Consider the following 17,303-nt stretch of genomic DNA (forward strand, 5'->3'; position numbering starts at 1 on the left):
TTTGATAATTGAAGGGAGTTCGATTGCATTCTACAATTATGATATTCATCGACGGTGTGGGAATCGGGAAGAAGGATCACGAATTCAATCCTTTCTTCAAATTCGGTTTCAAAACATTCACGGAGAATTTCGGCTCGATACCTCACCTCGATAATCAGCGCCTTTCCAACGGTTACGGGAATCTATTCCCCGTGGATGCCAGAATGGGAATACCGGATATCCCACTTAGCGGAACCGGTCAGACTTCCATCTTCTGCGGTGTTAATGCCCAGAAAATTATCGGAAAGCATTTCGGACCTTATCCCTATTCAACACTTGTACCTATCATTAAGGAGAAAAACATTCTAAGGGAATTTAAAAGCCGGAGAATGAAAGTTTCTTTTGTAAATGCTTATCCTAAAGTTTTTTTCGATTATGTTAACTCCGGAAGACGCCGGCTCAGTGTTACTACTTTAAGCTGCCTGTTAACGGGAATTAGACTAAATAAAATAGCCGATCTCCATAAAGGGCGAGCCTTGAGTGCTGAAATAGACAACCGCCGGCTTGCCGAGCGGATGAATTATAAACTCCCGGTAATTAAACCCGAAACTGCTGCCAACCGGCTGATCAGAATTGCAGGCAAACACCACTTCACTCTGTTCGAAATATTTCATACCGATCATCTCGGACACGGCAGAAATACCGATTGGCTTGAATACACTGCCGGTGTGCTGGACGGTTTCCTTCTACATCTCTCAAAAAATCTTAAACGTGATATGACTCTTATTGTCTGTTCCGATCACGGTAATTACGAAGACATGTCAATTAAGATGCATACTCTTAACCCGGCGCTCGGAATGACATTTGGAAAGAATGCCTCAATTCTTGCAAAAAAAATTAAAAAACTTTCTGACATTAAACCCGCAATTATGGAGATGTATGATTGAATGACTATCCGCTTATAAAATTTGTCCTGCTTTTTATCTGCGGTCTTATTTTACAATCAATTCTTAGTATTCTGCTAATCCCTCTTGTAATATCCTTTTCCGGTTCGCTTCTATTAATCTTTCTCCTCTATTTCATCTCAAGAAGAAAGGAAACATTTTTCAATTTACTTTTAATATCTATCTCTGTTGTTCTCTACGGAATGATTCATTTCTCAATATATAAGAATGTAAGAGTAACATTTCCCTTTGAATTACCTGTCAATAAAAATGCGCTGATCTTCGGGACAATTACAGATATAAACCTGATCCGGGAGGATAAAGTTGTTTTCCAAATAGAAACGGATTCAGTTAGGCTGAATAAGAAAACAGCGGCAGGAAGTATTAATCTTGTCTGTTCCGTAAAAGATTCCAGAAAGAATCTGGAAAAATTCTATTCTTCGATTCTGATAGGAAACCGGCTTGCTGTTAAAGGTACACTCAGCCGCCCAAGGAATCAGCGGAATCCCGGTGAGTTTGATTATGAATCGGCACTTGCTGAAAACGGCATCCACGGACTAATATACGTCTATAAAACCGGAGATGTTTCTATACTGCCCGGTGAATCATCCGTCCTTAAAAATATTCCGTTTGAATTACGAAAAAGTATCGACGGTTTAATTACAAAGTATCATAATAATTCTACAACTGCACTGCTGCGCGGACTCCTCCTTGCAGACAGAAGCATGATCGATTACGATATAAGAACGGAATTTATAAATTCAGGTGTGGTGCATGTTCTGGCGGTCTCAGGTTTGCACGTCGGTTTTGTTGTTCTGATTTTTGTAGTACTGTTCAAACGTTTCAATCCATATGTACGATACGGATTTACAATTCTGGGCCTTCTACTTTTTATGGTAATCACTAATTATCCCACGTCTGTAGTCCGCGCAACTATCATGGCTCTTGTAATGATCGCATCTCCTTTAACTGGAAGGAATTACAATAGTATCAACTCGCTTTCTTTTGCCGCTCTAATTATTCTGCTTCTCAATCCATCCGATCTTTTTTCACCCGGATTCCAGCTCTCTTTCTCTGCCGTATTGTCCATTGTACTTCTTTATCCGCCCATCGCTTCACGGATCGCTAAAATGAAAATTAAATCCTCTGCGTTAAGATATATCCTTCTATTTTGTGCTGTCTCATTTGCAGCTCAAATCGGGACACTCCCGTTTACACTCTTTTATTTTCACAAATTATCGGTTATAGCTTTGATCGCGAATTTTATCGTTATACCGATGATCGGAATGATTGTTGGACTCGGAATCTTTACAATTTTTACTGGGTCCATACTGTCCATTCTGGGAATGATATCCGGTTCTGCAAACGAATTACTCTCCTTCATACTTTTTTCTATTGTCCGTTTCTTCGGGAATGAAAATTACTCATTCATCTTTATCCGGCAGTTCTCACTTTACGATTCTCTTATTTTTTATGGAATTGTAACTGTTATATTTTTATTCCGGAATTATCTTGTCTCTCTCAAATCCAGAATAATTGCCGTCGTTCTGTCAATATTGATAATGAGTATTGGATTCACTCTGGATAACAGGGAACTATTGAAAGAAAATATACTCTCAGTTTATCTAATAGACATTGGCCAGGGTGATGCTATTCTAATAAAGTTTCCGAACGGTAAAACAGCTCTGATAGACGGCGGCGATGCAACAGAAACTTTTGATAACGGGAGCAGAGTAATAATCCCCTTACTCGAACATTTAGGTATCAATAAAATCGATTACGGATTTATAACTCATGCCGATGCCGATCATTATCGTGGGTACATATCGCTTATAAAAAATAACCGGATTTGGCAAATCTGCATACCTGTTCCCAATTTTTCAGAACCCGGGGATATCGAAATTGAAGATGTGATCAAAACCCACCGGGTTCCTGTTAAATACTTCGGTAAAAGTATGATGCCAGTTGGTAATGTCAGGTTGTATATTCTCAACGATACACTCTGTCATGAATTTAAAAATCTTAGTATGAATGATAAAAGCGGAGTGTTTAAACTTGTCTACGGCAAAACCTCTTTTCTATTTACAGGCGACGCGGGGATTAAAGCGGAGAATTTCTATATTGGCAATTATGGTGGCTTTCTAAAATCAGATGTTCTAAAAGTTGGGCATCATGGCAGCAAAACCAGCACTGGTGAAAAATTTCTCGACGCTGTTAAACCGGATTATGCTCTTATTTCTGCCGGTGTTATGAATAAATTCAGGCATCCGAGCCCGGAAATTATCCAACAGCTTAATAATAGAGAGATCGAAATTTATAGAACTGACCTATCAGGCGGAATTCTTTTTCAGTCCGATGGATACCAAATCAAAAATATTAATTGGAAAAAGGAATAACTCGGCTTTATATTTTGAATGAAAATCTTGTGGCTTAATGAATATTCGCGAAAACTATCCGCTTAAAAATCTTAATACCTTCGGACTCGATGTTTACGCCTCCTATTTTATTGAGATTGAAAACGAAGATCAATTATTCCCTTTCCTGGAATCCCGATATTACAAACCGGACCGGTTCCTTGTTATTGGTGGTGGAAGTAACCTTCTCTTTAAAGGGAATTACGAAGGAACCCTGCTCAAATATTCTGTAAAAGGAATAAAAATAATCGATGAGAGTCCCGATGAAATAATCCTTGAATCTTCCGGCGGCGAATTGTGGGATGACCTCGTTGCATATACAGTTGAGAGGGAATACTACGGACTCGAAAACCTTACATTAATTCCGGGAACCGTAGGTGCCGCTCCAATTCAGAATATAGGTGCCTACGGTGTTGAATTGAAAGACTATTTCTATTACCTCGAATACATTAATCTGGAAACCCGTTCTCTAAAAAAAATATATAAGTCAGATTGCAGGTTCGGTTACAGGGACAGCATTTTTAAAAATCAATTAAAAAACAAATCGGTTATTACCAGAGTTGCCTTTCGTTTATCGAAACAGAAAAAATTGAATCTTTCATACAAATCATTATACGATGAATTAAAAAATATTCCTGATAAAGATTTAACGATAAGAACTGTTCGCGAGACGGTTAGAAAAATACGGGAAAGCAGATTGCCCGACCCTCTGGTTATCGGAAATGCCGGCAGTTTCTTTAAAAATCCGGAAGTTAGTAATGAGTATTACTATTCATTGATAAAAAAACATCCTGATATCGTCGCCTTCAAAGTGAATGATTCGGTTTACAAGATTTCTGCTGGATGGCTTATTGAAAAATGCGGTTATAAAGGGAAGAGAATCGGAAATGTCGGCTCGTATGGGAAACAGGCATTAATTATTGTTAATTACGGCGGTGCCTCCGGAATGGAGATTCTGAACTTCGTTGAAAAGATTATGGAGGATGTAAAATCAAATTTCGGAATTGAACTCATTAGTGAAGTGAATATAATCTAAAAACTAAACAGGTGATTTATGGATCTACTTGTATCTATCATTGGTATCGGTCTGATAGTTTACTTTGTTCTTTTACTTGGAGGCACCAGGCTTGCAATAAGGAAAGGATTTAATGCTAAACTGATGTTCCTTGTGGCAATGGTTCTTCCACCCGTTGCACTCATTCTGGTCCTTCTGATTTTAAATAAAAATAATATTGAGAGGGATGAAAAGGACACCTTTACAAATATTATCTGGGAGGTAACTCAGCCTTTTATCGATCTAGTACATACGTCACGTGCCCTCCTCGGATTGAATTTCTCTTATATATTGGAAGGGCTTACTTACTTCGGCGTTGTTGGATTGCTTGCCATCTATTTTAATGAATTTATTCAGCTCGATGATATCCGTGCGGGTAATATGGTTGGAGTTCTTACCGCAGGAATTACACTTAGTATGCTCTTCCTGGGTGCTACAGTCGATATTGTTGGCGTCCGCAAAGCACTCCTTTATGCTTTGTCATTCATGCTCGTCGGAAGAATTTTCCTTTCCACCGCACCTCATCTCGGCACTCCGGGGCTCTGGGGTTCAGGTCATATTTATGCCATGCTGGGAATACTCGGTATAGTTATCGGATACGGTATGTATCAGCCGGCTGCGTATGCTGCGGTTAAAAAATTTACAAATGAAAATACTGCCGCGATGGGATATGCAATGCTTTATGCTCTTATGAACCTTGGCGGTTATCTGCCCGGTCTAATTTCACCGCCCGTTAGAAGAGAGGCCGGAATTCTTGGCGTATTCTGGGTCTATGCTGCCCTCACAGTTGCCGGTATTGCTGTTGTCTATTTTATCATGACAAAAAAAGCGGTAGCCAGCGCAATTGAAACTGCTTCAAAAGATAAAAACGAAAATCAGAAAGAGAATGAGGACGAGCTTTCCAAAATGTCCGCGAAGGAAAAGCTTAAATTCTACCTTAAAAACTTTCCGCTGAAGGATAAGCGTTTTCTCTTTTTCATATTCATACTTATCCCTGTCCAAACTCTCTTTGCTCACAACTGGCTAACTATTCCTCTTTACACCAGCCGCGCTTTCGATGGTTTTGTTCAGAATAATTTTGAGTTCTTTGTTAACCTTAACCCGATCTTAATATTTGTACTAACGCCGATGATCGCGGCATTGACATCGAAAAAGAATGCATACACTATGATGATTATCGGTACATTCGTTATGGCATCGCCTACTTTTATTCTTGCACTTGGTCCCGGTATGGGTACTCTGCTCGCTTACCTGATTATAATGACGATAGGTGAAGCAATGTGGCAGCCGAGATTCCTGCAATGGGTTGCTGAAATTGCACCGAAAAATATGACGGGAATTTATATGGGAATCGGACAGTTCCCGTGGTTCCTTACAAAAGTTGTTACTAGTCTTTATTCCGGCTGGTTCCTTATGCAGTATTGTCCGGCAGATACTCCTCCGGCGGAAATGAATACGGAATTCATGTGGCTAGTTTACGGTTTCATTGCCGTTATTACCCCTATAAGCCTCCTTCTCGCAAGGAAGTGGATGGTCAAAGGATTTAAAACCAAACATGAGGTATAAAATGAAATTGAGTTCATTATTCTCAAGATACTTAACTGCTAATTTGATTTTCCTATTACTTCTTCCTACGATAATAGAGGGACAGGTGAAACAATTTAATTTTGATCATGCTAATAGTCCGTGGCCGTCAATCCGGAAAGAAAGAATTGAGAAGCTTCTGCCCGCAGCAATGAAAGAAGCCGGAATCGATTCCTGGCTTATCATCTGCAGGGAAAATGATAATGATCCTCTTGCTGTTCATGTCGGAGGTGAAAATGCCGGCGGTACGGCTGCTTTTTTATTCTTCCTTAAAGGTGATAAAGTTGTTTCAGTTGCTGTTTCTCCGGTCGGGGAGGCGATGGCTCTTAAAGATGTTGGACTTCATGACCGTGTGGTCGAAATAGAACGCGGCTCAAGTGTATGGCTGGAAGTTAAGAAACTGATTGAAGAAAATAATCCTGAAAAAGTCGGAATAAACAGTTCGCCAAGAAATATTTCCGACGGACTTTCATATACACAGCGGATTGAAATGGAAAAGGAATTGGGGCCCGGGATAAACTCTAAACTTGTTTCTTCGGATCCTATTGTTACCAACTGGCTTTCTATTAAACTTCCGGCCGAAGTCGAAATTATGAGGCAGGCTGCCTTTCTTACTGAACAGATCCAGATCGAAGCCTATAAAACAATTATTCCCGGTAAAACTAAAGACTCTGATGTTGCTAAATATATTAAAAAGAGGATGAGAGAATTCGGTGTTGGGGATGCCTGGCAGGCTGATCAGAATCCGAATGTGAATTCCGGTATCGACAGGGGACACTCTCATGCAACTGAAAAAATAATTCAACCCGGCGATGTGATTCAGACTGACCACGGAATTAAAGTCTATGATATCTGGGTGACCGATATTCAAAGGTTTGCTTATGTCCTTAAACCGGGTGAGAAGGAAGCTCCGCAGGATATTCTGCAGAAATGGGAAAACTCGAAACGCGGAAGCAGAATTGTCCTCGAAACTATGAAACCCGGTATCGAAGGATTCTATGTCGATAAAGCCCAGCGAGACTGGATGAAACAACAGGGGTCTCTTCCGGTAATGTGGGGAACGGGCCACCCGGTCGGATATGTTGCTCATGATATCGGCCCTTCGCTCAGCGGTGCTCAACGTGGCGATAAACCGATGGGAAGCGCTGCTCTTAAATTGAAACCCGGACAGGTCTTTGCGTACGACGGATTTTTCTGCTGGTACCTGGATGAAAATAAAAAAGAGACAAAGACAATCTCTGTAGAGGAAATGGCTGTCGTTACTGAAACAGGCGCCGAATATCTGATCCCTCCTCAGGAGGATTTGATTACAATTCCCTCAAAATAATAATTTAATGGTAGCCGGATATTTACCGGCTGCCTCTATTAAATATTTATATGACTCTATTCCATTATGCGTCTCTGTTTGTAATTGTTTTTACTCTCTACGGAATTGCCGTTGGAAGTTATCCGGCTTTCCGTATGAACCGTGCTACAATTGCTCTGGTAGGTGCGGCCGTACTTATTTTTATCGGTTCAATTTCTCTTGAGCAGGCCTACGATTCTATTGACCTTAATACAATCCTGCTTCTTTTTTCAATGATGATTATAAACGGCAACCTGAGAATCTGCGGCTTCTTTAAAATAGTCTCATCGAAAATTATTTCTTTCGCTAAAACGCCGAATCAGCTCCTGGCCCTGATTATTTTCTCGTCAGGTGTTCTTTCGGCTTTCTTTTTGAACGATACTATTGTAATAATATTCACTCCGCTTGTTATTGAAGTTACACTTGCTCTAAAAAGGAATCCGGTACCATATCTTATCGGTCTCGTGGCAGCGGCCAATATCGGGTCTTCTGCAACCATAATAGGTAACCCGCAGAATATGATAATCGGTGTTTCATCCGGAATCTCTTTTTCAAATTATGCTTTGTATCAGTCTCCGCCTTCTCTCGTAGGATTATTTATTGTATGGATTGTAATAATTGTTATTTATAAAAAAGAATTCGGGAAATTCCGTTTCGAAAAAGTTGAACTGGAAAAGGTCAAGCCGTACAAACCTTTGCTTATTAAAAGTATTTTTGCGTCAGTTCTTATGATTGCGGCATTTTTTTCGGGAGTTCCTGTTACTCTGGCGGCATTCGGCGGCGCCGCACTGTTACTTATTACAAGGCGTCTTAAACCAGAAAGAGTATTCCATGAGATCGACTGGTCCTTGCTTGTCTTTTTTTCGGCATTATTTGTTGTCACAAAATCGATTGAATCGGCAGGGTTCGGAAGGTACCTCTCATTAACCCTTCAGCCATATATAACGGAAGGGATTGCTTCCTTTTCAATCTCTTCGGCATTGCTAAGCAATATCGTTTCAAACGTTCCCGCAGTGCTGCTTTACCGGCCGATTATTCCCGGTCTTGCTAATCCGGAACAGGCCTGGCTAATTCTCGGAATGGCTACTACATTTGCGGGGAATCTTACTCTCATCGGTTCGGTTGCAAATCTTATTGTAGCGGAATCTGCCAAAAAACACTTCATAAAACTTTCTTTCTTCGAATATCTGAAATCGGGAATTATTATAACCGTTTTTTCTCTTCTCTTTGGAATAATCTGGTTTAATATTATTTTTTAATGTGAGTTCCAAAAATCAAAGGCAATTGTAAATGAAAACATTTCTGGTATATCTAATGATCGCTTCAACATTATCATTCGCAAATGGTTCCGAAGATGAATTAAGGAAATTAGCGGACCGTCTTTCAAAGGAAATTATAATTATAGACAGTCATATAGATCTTCCCGGCCGACTTCAATATAATTGGGAGGATATTACAAAAAAAACCGGCGGCGATTTCGATTATCCCCGCGCCAAAGCAGGGGGACTCGATGTTCCTTTTATGTCGATCTTTGTCTCCCCTCGATATGAAAATAATGGTGCGAAAGAGGAAGCTGATAGTATAATTTATATTGTTGAAAAAATTATTAATTCATATCCGGATAAATTCGCTTATGCAAAAAGTACGGACGATATCCATAAGAATTTCAAATCAGGGAAAATGTCCCTCCCGATGGGAATGGAGAACGGTGCTCCGATTGAAGGAGATTTGAAAAACCTTACTTACTTTTATGACAGGGGAATCAGGTACATTACTCTTGCACACTCTAAAAGCAACCATATCTGCGATTCTTCCTATGATCCTGAAAGAAAGTGGAAAGGTCTTAGCCCGTTCGGTAAGGAATTGATTAAAGAGATGAACAGAATCGGTATGATGATCGACGTTTCGCATATAACCGACGATGCCTTTTACCAGGTAATTGAAATAACAAAAGCTCCTGTGGTAGCAACTCATTCATCATGCAGGTCTTTTACTCCCGGCTGGGAACGTAATATGAGCGACGATATGATTAAAGCTCTTGCCAAAAATGGCGGCGTGATACAAATAGCTTTTGTATCCAATTTTATCAGTCAGGAAATAAGGGACCGGGAGGCAAAGAATAGAGCTGCGGTTGCTGCTTACTTAAAAGATAATAATATACCGTCTAACGACCCGCGCGCATCTGAATTCTCCAGACAGTACTGGAAGAATAATCCGATCGGATATGCAGATGTTAAAGATGTTGTTAAACATATCGATCATGTTGTAAAACTGGTGGGGATTGACCATGTAGGGCTCGGTTCCGATTTTGACGGTGCAGGAGATTCGTTCCCCTACGGATTAAAAGACGTATCGCAGTTTCCAAATCTTATTTATGAATTGCTGAAAGCAGGTTATTCTGAAGAGGATATTAAAAAGATCTGCAGCGGCAATTTTATGAGGGCCTGGAGCAGGATTGAACAGATCTCCAGGGAATGGAAATAATTAGATTTGTATTTGAGTCTTCAGAATTCTATTCCTGAAGACTCATTCATTAATAAGACGCTATTCTTCAATTTGAACTGCGGTTCCGCATGCTGAAACCATTAGCATGCTGCCCTGACCAATCGTTTCATAATCGAGATCGACTGCAATAACGGCATTCCCGCCAAGTGCTAGAGCCTGATCCTTCATTTCAGAAATGGCGATATCCTTGGCCTTTCTTAACTCAGATTCGTAAGCTGCCGACCTTCCGCCCACAATATCTCTCACACTGGCGAAAAAATCCTTTATTATATTCGCGCCCAGGATTGCCTCACCTGAAACGAGGCCCAGGTATTTAACTATATTTTTCCCTTCAATAGTATTTGTGGTTGTAACCAGCATTTCTGCTCCTTTCATTATTTTTTTACGGGACTAAAATATCACTAATAAAATTTTATAACAACGAGTCCGGTAAAACTCATGAACCGTGTTTTAAAAGCCCTTATATACCGATGCAAATCTTCATTAAAATTCATTACATTTGATTATCAAAATTCAGAAAAATCTATCTATAGTTGGATCTTGCTAAACAATATATTGTTCAGTGTATCAATGCTGCCGCCAATAATCTCCGCTTAAGTTCGGAAAAGATTGAAGCAGTTGCCTTGATACGTGAACGGCTCTCTGATTCCGAAAATTTGACTGAAGAATTAAAAAATTTTAAGAAGGTTACCGAACTTTCGAAACTCGGAATTAAATTAAGCGAGTATCAGGTCTACATGGAAACAGGCAAGATCGATTTTCTGAAATTATCGGATAAATTCAAGGAACATAGTTATAACCTTGTGCGCGATCTGAACTATCTTCTCGATGTTGTTACTCCTCAAATGATGAGAAGCATTTTCCAGCGCCTCGATGAAAATCCGATTAAAGTCGACTTAACCAGGCGCGATTCGAAAGAAGAAAAATCTCAGAATAAGCCGGCCGCGGGTATGACTTTCCCTAAAAGATCCTCTGCCGATGATCTTAAGGAAGCGCTGATATTTGAAGAACTTAACAAGGAGGATGAATTCAATTTCGAAAACTTCGAAGAAAAAGTGTTGAGACCTATTAAGGATTTCGATTCTTTTCTTAACCGGGTACTTAAATACGATTATACTGAAAACGAAATGAATACCTGCATCCGTACTATTAATGATAATGGCGCTCTTTCCGAAAAAGTCGGATTCGAAATTCTTTCGAATATGCATAAGATCTTTGCAGGCGGGCTCGATTTAATCAATAAGAAAAAAATTGCACCGAGCCTCAATGTAATTGAATCATTGAGATCATGCCTTATTGTTATCGTTGCTGTAGTGCGGGGTAAAGAAGTTGATATTACCAATTATCTTACAAGAGCCGAAAATTTCGGCAAAACAATTTTTTCTAATAAAAAGGATAGGTAATGGAATTATATGCTGTTATTATGGCCGGAGGTGTAGGTTCAAGATTCTGGCCCAGAAGTAAGGAGCGGAAGCCGAAACAATTGATAAGGATCTTCGGCAATAATACAATGATACAGGATACTGTTTACAGACTCGATGGCCTGGTAAAAAAAGAAAATATAATAATCATTACAAATAAAATTCAGAAGATGAGGGTTAAGGAACAGCTCCCCGGAATTCCCGAAGCAAATATTATTGACGAACCTTTCGGAAAGAATACCGCCGCTTGTATTGGCCTTGCTTCCGTTCTGGTTAAATCAAAAAATCCGGATGCTGTTATTATTACTTTACCTTCCGATCATCTTATTAAAGATGAAGAGCAGTTTAAGAATTGTCTCATCACCGCCGCCAATTATGCATATAAATCGGGCGGACTCGTTACAATCGGAATAACTCCGAACAGGCCTGAGACGGGTTACGGATACATTCAGTTTGATGAAGAGGGAATTGAAAAAAGTATTTATAAAGTATTAACATTCGCCGAGAAACCGAATCTCGCTACTGCCCGCCGTTTCATAGAAAGCGGGGATTTCCTGTGGAATTCCGGCATATTCATCTGGCGTGTCGATTCTATCATAAAGGAAATCAAAAAGTATCTTCCGGATCTCTCTGATGGCCTCGACAAAATTGAAGCGTCTATCGGAACCCCTGAATTCGAAAAGCAGCTCGTCCAGGTCTATGGTCAGTTGAAAAGTATTTCAATTGATTATGGTGTTATGGAAAAGTCGGATAATGTTTATCTTACCAAAGCGGATTTTTACTGGAATGATGTTGGAAACTGGGAAGCGGTTTATGAAATCTCTGAAAAGAATGAGGAGGGGAATTCAATTGTAGGCGATGTATATGCACAGAATACTTTCGGTTCGTATCTCTTTTCACCCAGGAAATTTACCGCTGCTATCGGTGTTGAAAATCTTATTATTATTAATACCAATGAAGCTCTTCTGGTATGTCACAGGAATAACGCTCAGGATGTAAGGCAGATTGTCGACTATCTTAAAATGAACAAACGGACAGACCTTATCTGATGAAAAAAGTTTTTACTGAAATAGAAATTCTTAAACTGATTAAATCCGGCGCAAAAGAAATTGTTGTCTCAAAAAATGATCTTCTTACGCCCCTTGCTTTGGACAGGATTAAGCACTCGGGAATGAAGGTAATCCGTGGCGGCAATACTATCTCTGATCCGGCCAGTTCTAAACTGAAAATTCTGATCGGTTCGGATCATACAGGAATAAGAATGAAAAAAATCGTTGTTGAGTTTCTTAAATCGAAATCATATGAAGTACTTGATATTGGAACCTACAATGAAGACCCTGTCGATTACCCTGATATAGCTTCCAATGTAGCCTACAGGGTTGTTAATAAAGAATTTGATCTCGGAATAATACTCGATGCCACCGGAATACCTTCTGCCATCACGGCTAATAAAGTACCCGGAATACGGGCTGCTACCTGCTACAACGAATTCTCCGCAAAGAGCTCCCGTGAGCATAACGATTCAAATATCCTGGTCCTCGGCGCAAAAGCCCTGGGAGAAGAAACCATTAAATCGATTGTTGACGTTTGGTTGAAGAGCGCTTTTTTAGGGGACAGACACCAGAGAAGGCTCGACAAGATTAAAAACATAGAAGATAAATTTTCTAAGCGTTCCTGATCTTTTTCTGAAATAATTAATAATTAAACAGAGTAATCCGTTTGCATATCGAAATAGCGCGCGTTGAATCCTTGCAGCTTCTTATCCCGAATACTTATTTATTGAGAGTCTATTCACCTTTAATCGCATCGACAGTTAAACCGGGACAGTTTTGTAATATCAAAGTTTCTGAATCGGATTTCCCGCTTCTCAGACGGCCATTCAGCATCTGCGAAGTCGACGGGGATTACATTCATTTTATGTTCGATGTCCACGGTGAAGGAACGCAAATTCTTGCATCGAAAAAGGTTGGCGATAAATTGGATATTCTTGGCCCGCTCGGACAGGGGTTTGATTACTCCGGTGATTTCGATACTGCGGTTATAATGGCGGGTGGTATAGGTGCAGCTCCGTTCACTTTTCTTATTAAAGAAATTCCGGCTGATAAGAATATTATTTCATACATGGGCGGTAGATCCGAAAAGAATTTAATCGAATACGGATTTAAAAATCTGTCGGTTGCAACCGACGACGGTTCTAAGGGATTCAAAGGTAATGTCGTTGAGCTATTCAAATCGGAGTTCCAGAATTTCCAAGGCAAGAAGATCAGGATATTCGCCTGCGGCCCTAATCCGATGCTGAAATCTCTACAGCAATTTGCAATCTCGAACAATCTCGATTGCCAGTTAAGTACCGAATGCGCGATGGCATGTGGTTTCGGTATTTGTCAGGGCTGTCCGGTCGATAAAGCAGATGAGGACGGGTACCTCCTTGTTTGTAAAGACGGTCCGGTTTTCGATGCGAGGAGAATTAAATTATGAGCCGGATTAACCTCGGAGTCCGCATAGGAAAACTTAATCTTAAGAACCCCGTTCTTCTCGCTTCCGGAACTGTCGGCTACGGAAACGAGATCTCAAATTTAACTGACCTTGGTCAGCTGGGCGGGATCGTTACCAAGTCGCTTTCTCTTAGACCCCGTAAAGGTAATCCGCCTCAGAGAATTGTTGAAACTCCCTCCGGAATGCTCAACGCAATAGGACTTGCTAACGTTGGAGTTGAAGTTTTTATTAAAGAGAAGATTCCGTTTCTAAAGGAGCTTAATACAGCTTTAATCTGTAATATTGCCGCAAGTTCTATTGAGGAATATGTTGAGTGTACAAAAATTCTAGATCCGGTCGAAACTATCTCTGCTTTTGAAATAAACGTCTCCTGCCCTAATGTTAAAGAGGGAGGATTAATATTTGGCAATGATATCAAATCTGTCGGAAGAATTACTGAGAAGGTCCGGGCTGCGACAGGTAAAACGTTGATCATTAAACTCTCTCCAAATGTCTCGAATATCAAGGACTTCGCAAAAGTTGTTAAGGAGGAAGGTGGCGACGCAGTTTCCGCGATTAATACGCTGGTTGGCACCGCGTTCGATATCTGGACCCGCAAACCGAAGATAAAGAATATCACCGGAGGATTATCCGGACCCGCAATCAAGCCGGTAGCTCTAGCAAAAGTTCTTGAAATCAAACGGAATGTCGATATACCTGTTGTCGGTATCGGCGGAATAATGAACTGGAAAGATGCCGCTGAATTTATGATTGCCGGAGCTTCGGCTGTTCAGATTGGAACCGTGAATTTTATTAATCCGAATGCCGGAGTGGAAATAGTTGAAGGGCTCAAATCTTACTGCGAGAAAATTTCATTGATTAATTTAACCGACCTTACAGGTTCCTTCCAGATTTAGTATGGATTTACAAAGAGCGTTGAATAAGATCTATTCGATGCACCAGTTCGATATTAAACTCGGACTGGAACGGATAGAAAAGCTTCTTGAGCTGATAGGCAATCCTCACCACGGTAAGAAATATTTCCACGTTGCCGGTTCTAACGGTAAGGGGAGTACTTCATCTTTCATCGCATCAATTCTTTATGAAGCGGGATTTAATGTCGGGCTTTATACGTCGCCTCATCTTGTCAGGTTTAATGAACGGATCAGAATTAACGGAATAGAAATATCCGATGAATACATATCTGAATTTATTAATTCAATTGATCATTTAATCGATCAACATAAACCTACCTTCTTCGAAATTACAACCGCGCTTGCCTTCAAATATTTTAATGATAAAAATCCCGACTATATAGTTCTTGAAACAGGATTAGGCGGACGGCTGGATGCAACTAATGTTATTATTCCGGTTGCCTCTGTAATTACATCAATCAGCCTTGAACACACAAATATACTCGGGAGTTCGCTCGGGAAAATCGCATTTGAAAAAGCCGGTATTATTAAGAATGGAATCCCGGTATTTACTGCTGATATTAATCCCGAAGCTGCAGATGTAATTTCTAAACGTGCCTTGGAATTGAATTCACCTGAATTCAGATTTAAAGATTTTGTAATAACCGGTCATGATTCACTTCAAATCGCACTTCAAAAGAAATTATTTAATCTTTACAAAACGGGGCTTCACGGCTTTCACCAGCTCTCTAATTCTGCTCTGGCTGTTAAAACTGTGAGTGAATCTGTCGGAATTTCAGATTCCGTCGTTGTAAATAGAGGCTTGATGAATGTTATTAAAAACACTGGAATTCAAGGCCGTTATGAAGTCATTCAGAAAAATCCTAAGGTGATTTTTGATGCCGCACATAATGTGGAAGGAGTTAAAGCATTCCTGAAGGTGTTCGAAAAGGAATATCAGATTTACAGACGCAGGGAATTGATCTTCGGAGTTATGAGGGATAAGGATTTGAGCTCGATGCTCGGATTGCTCCGTAATTACTTCGATACAATTTATGCGGTGGAAACCGGGTATGAACGGTCTGCCGGTATTTCAGAAATTATTGATGCCGGAGGGGAACTTGGTTTGCAGTTGAAACCTCTTGAAAATCCTTCCCGGTTTATCGAACAATTCCGGACCGATAGGGATAACGAATGCCTTGTCGTACTGGGCAGCATCTACCTCCTGGGTGAATTAAAATCAAAAATGTCTTAAAAAAAACTTGACAAAAAGGGGATTGCGGGCTAACTTTGACATGTGCCTCAATAATCTTCTGCATTAATTAATTAAATCACTTAATCATTAATTCAATTAGTCCCCAAATTGTAAGCCTAGTAAAAATCACGAATAAATCACAATTCTCAGGAAATAGTTATGCCGATGGATATTTCAGAACTGCAATCGAAAAAAATTGTAGATCTCTATAAGATTGCAAAAGATTTTGGATTAGCTGGTTACAGCGATCTCCGCAAACAGGAATTAATTTTTAAAATTCTTGAAGCACAGTCCCAGAAAGATGGATTGACCTTTTCGAAAGGAGTGCTTGAGGTCTTACAGGATGGTTACGGATTCCTCAGATCAGCCGATTATAATTATCTTCCTTCACCCGATGATATTTATGTATCCCCGTCCCAGATCAAAAGATTCAGTCTCAGAACCGGAGATTTTGTATCCGGACAGGTGAGGCCTCCTAAAGAAGGGGAACGGTTCTTTGCTCTCTTAAGAGTTGAAGCGGTGAATGGTAAAGATCCTGAAGCTATACGTGAAAGAACTTTATTCGATAACCTTACCCCGATCTACCCGACTAAAAGATTAAAACTGGAATCCGCTCCCGGCGAGTATTCAATGAGAATTATGGATCTCCTTTCACCGATCGGTAAAGGTCAGAGAGGTTTGATTGTTTCTCCTCCTAAAGCCGGTAAAACTATTCTTCTTCAGAAAATAGCCAACTCAATTACGCGTAATCAGCCGGAAGTTAAAATTATTATGCTCCTTATCGACGAAAGGCCAGAGGAAGTTACCGATATGCAGAGATCCGTTCAGGCGGAAGTTATAAGCTCTACTTTCGATGAACCGGCCGACCGTCACGTTCAGGTTGCTAACATGGTAAGCGAAAAAGCCAAACGTATGGTGGAGGCAGGGGATGATGTTGTTATCCTCCTCGATTCAATTACAAGACTTGCAAGGGCTCACAACACCGTAATTCCGCACAGCGGTAGAATTCTTTCAGGCGGTGTTGACGCCAACGCGCTTCATAAACCTAAAAGATTTTTCGGTTCTGCGCGTAATACCGAGGACGGCGGAAGCTTAACAATTATCGCTACTGCTCTTATCGATACCGGCAGCAGAATGGACGAAGTTATCTTCGAGGAATTCAAAGGAACCGGTAATATGGAACTTGTCCTCGATAGAAATCTGGCCGATAAGAGAATCTTCCCGGCAATCGATCTTAATAAATCCGGTACCAGAAAAGAAGAACTTCTTCTCAAAGAGGAGGAGCTTAATAAGATCTGGATCTTAAGAAAATTGCTTGCTGACTACGATCCAACCGAGGCTATGGAATTCATACTCGATAAAATGCGCGGTACAAAGAATAACAAAGAATTTTTATTAAGTATGAATAGTTAA

At 40.3% G+C, this 17,303-nt stretch carries 15 protein-coding genes; 14 read left to right on the forward strand and 1 reads right to left on the reverse strand.

The features are described 5' to 3' along the window. Positions 1–23: 23 nt before the first annotated feature. Genes PLZ15_13985 through PLZ15_14015 form a run of 7 tightly spaced genes read left to right on the forward strand, consistent with a single transcriptional unit; the run spans position 24 to position 9,804 of the window. Positions 24–926, forward strand: coding sequence for a metalloenzyme (locus tag PLZ15_13985; GenBank protein HOI30853.1), 903 nt, complete (start codon positions 24–26; stop codon positions 924–926). Continuing rightward, entirely contained in the window at positions 923–3,319 is a 2,397-nt protein-coding gene (locus tag PLZ15_13990; GenBank protein HOI30854.1) for a DNA internalization-related competence protein ComEC/Rec2, read from the forward strand. Before PLZ15_13985 ends, PLZ15_13990 begins: the two co-directional genes overlap by 4 nt. A gap of 37 nt (positions 3,320–3,356) precedes the next feature. Continuing rightward, positions 3,357–4,373: a UDP-N-acetylmuramate dehydrogenase gene (gene murB, locus PLZ15_13995; protein ID HOI30855.1), complete on the forward strand. Its 1,017-nt coding sequence runs from the start codon at positions 3,357–3,359 to the stop codon at positions 4,371–4,373. A gap of 18 nt (positions 4,374–4,391) precedes the next feature. Then, a complete protein-coding gene (locus tag PLZ15_14000; GenBank protein ID HOI30856.1) occupies positions 4,392–5,957 on the forward strand; it encodes an MFS transporter in 1,566 nt (521 codons plus the stop codon). A 1-nt stretch (position 5,958) separates the two neighbouring features. Beyond that, complete coding sequence (locus PLZ15_14005) at positions 5,959–7,302, forward strand: M24 family metallopeptidase (GenBank protein HOI30857.1); 1,344 nt, start codon at positions 5,959–5,961, stop codon at positions 7,300–7,302. A 50-nt stretch (positions 7,303–7,352) separates the two neighbouring features. Then, a complete protein-coding gene (locus PLZ15_14010; protein HOI30858.1) occupies positions 7,353–8,579 on the forward strand; it encodes an anion transporter in 1,227 nt (408 codons plus the stop codon). Positions 8,580–8,610: 31 nt separating this feature from the next. Next, complete coding sequence (locus PLZ15_14015) at positions 8,611–9,804, forward strand: dipeptidase (GenBank protein HOI30859.1); 1,194 nt, start codon at positions 8,611–8,613, stop codon at positions 9,802–9,804. A 60-nt stretch (positions 9,805–9,864) separates the two neighbouring features. Here PLZ15_14015 and PLZ15_14020 read toward each other — a convergent pair whose 3' ends face one another. Then, positions 9,865–10,185, reverse strand: a complete 321-nt coding sequence (locus PLZ15_14020) for a heavy metal-binding domain-containing protein (protein HOI30860.1) — start codon at positions 10,183–10,185, stop codon at positions 9,865–9,867. Positions 10,186–10,358: 173 nt separating this feature from the next. Here PLZ15_14020 and PLZ15_14025 point away from each other — a divergent pair, with 173 nt between their 5' ends. The 7 genes from PLZ15_14025 (at position 10,359) to rho (ending at position 17,303) form a co-directional block, all read left to right on the forward strand. After that, positions 10,359–11,228, forward strand: coding sequence for a hypothetical protein (locus tag PLZ15_14025; GenBank protein ID HOI30861.1), 870 nt, complete (start codon positions 10,359–10,361; stop codon positions 11,226–11,228). Next, a complete protein-coding gene (locus PLZ15_14030) occupies positions 11,228–12,295 on the forward strand; it encodes a mannose-1-phosphate guanylyltransferase (protein HOI30862.1) in 1,068 nt (355 codons plus the stop codon). The genes PLZ15_14025 and PLZ15_14030 overlap by 1 nt, the downstream gene beginning before the upstream one ends. Beyond that, positions 12,295–12,924 (forward strand): ribose 5-phosphate isomerase B, encoded by a 630-nt coding sequence (gene rpiB / locus PLZ15_14035; GenBank protein HOI30863.1) that lies wholly within the window; start codon positions 12,295–12,297, stop codon positions 12,922–12,924. Before PLZ15_14030 ends, rpiB begins: the two co-directional genes overlap by 1 nt. Positions 12,925–12,965: 41 nt before the next feature. Further along, a complete protein-coding gene (locus tag PLZ15_14040) occupies positions 12,966–13,724 on the forward strand; it encodes a dihydroorotate dehydrogenase electron transfer subunit (GenBank protein HOI30864.1) in 759 nt (252 codons plus the stop codon). After that, positions 13,721–14,638, forward strand: coding sequence for a dihydroorotate dehydrogenase (locus PLZ15_14045; protein ID HOI30865.1), 918 nt, complete (start codon positions 13,721–13,723; stop codon positions 14,636–14,638). The genes PLZ15_14040 and PLZ15_14045 overlap by 4 nt, the downstream gene beginning before the upstream one ends. A 1-nt stretch (position 14,639) precedes the next feature. After that, the gene (locus PLZ15_14050; protein ID HOI30866.1) at positions 14,640–15,890 is read left to right on the forward strand and encodes a folylpolyglutamate synthase/dihydrofolate synthase family protein; all 1,251 of its coding nucleotides are present in this window, start codon (positions 14,640–14,642) and stop codon (positions 15,888–15,890) included. Between the two features lie 165 nt (positions 15,891–16,055). Next, positions 16,056–17,303, forward strand: coding sequence for a transcription termination factor Rho (gene rho / locus PLZ15_14055; protein ID HOI30867.1), 1,248 nt, complete (start codon positions 16,056–16,058; stop codon positions 17,301–17,303).

It is taken from the genome of Melioribacteraceae bacterium, assembly GCA_035362835.1.
GTDB lineage: Bacteria > Bacteroidota > Ignavibacteria > Ignavibacteriales > Melioribacteraceae > DSXH01.

Bases quoted from the DNA above. Each gene is read 5' to 3' on its own strand.
- murB (HOI30855.1), top strand. From the start codon at position 3,357: ATGAATATTCGCGAAAACTATCCGCTTAAAAATCTTAATACCTTCGGA.
- PLZ15_14000 (HOI30856.1), top strand. From the start codon at position 4,392: ATGGATCTACTTGTATCTATCATTGGTATCGGTCTGATAGTTTACTTT.
- PLZ15_14005 (HOI30857.1), top strand. From the start codon at position 5,959: ATGAAATTGAGTTCATTATTCTCAAGATACTTAACTGCTAATTTGATT.
- PLZ15_14010 (HOI30858.1), top strand. From the start codon at position 7,353: ATGACTCTATTCCATTATGCGTCTCTGTTTGTAATTGTTTTTACTCTC.
- PLZ15_14015 (HOI30859.1), top strand. From the start codon at position 8,611: ATGAAAACATTTCTGGTATATCTAATGATCGCTTCAACATTATCATTC.
- PLZ15_14020 (HOI30860.1), bottom strand. From the start codon at position 10,185: ATGCTGGTTACAACCACAAATACTATTGAAGGGAAAAATATAGTTAAA.
- PLZ15_14030 (HOI30862.1), top strand. From the start codon at position 11,228: ATGGAATTATATGCTGTTATTATGGCCGGAGGTGTAGGTTCAAGATTC.
- rpiB (HOI30863.1), top strand. From the start codon at position 12,295: ATGAAAAAAGTTTTTACTGAAATAGAAATTCTTAAACTGATTAAATCC.
- PLZ15_14045 (HOI30865.1), top strand. From the start codon at position 13,721: ATGAGCCGGATTAACCTCGGAGTCCGCATAGGAAAACTTAATCTTAAG.
- PLZ15_14050 (HOI30866.1), top strand. From the start codon at position 14,640: ATGGATTTACAAAGAGCGTTGAATAAGATCTATTCGATGCACCAGTTC.
- rho (HOI30867.1), top strand. From the start codon at position 16,056: ATGGATATTTCAGAACTGCAATCGAAAAAAATTGTAGATCTCTATAAG.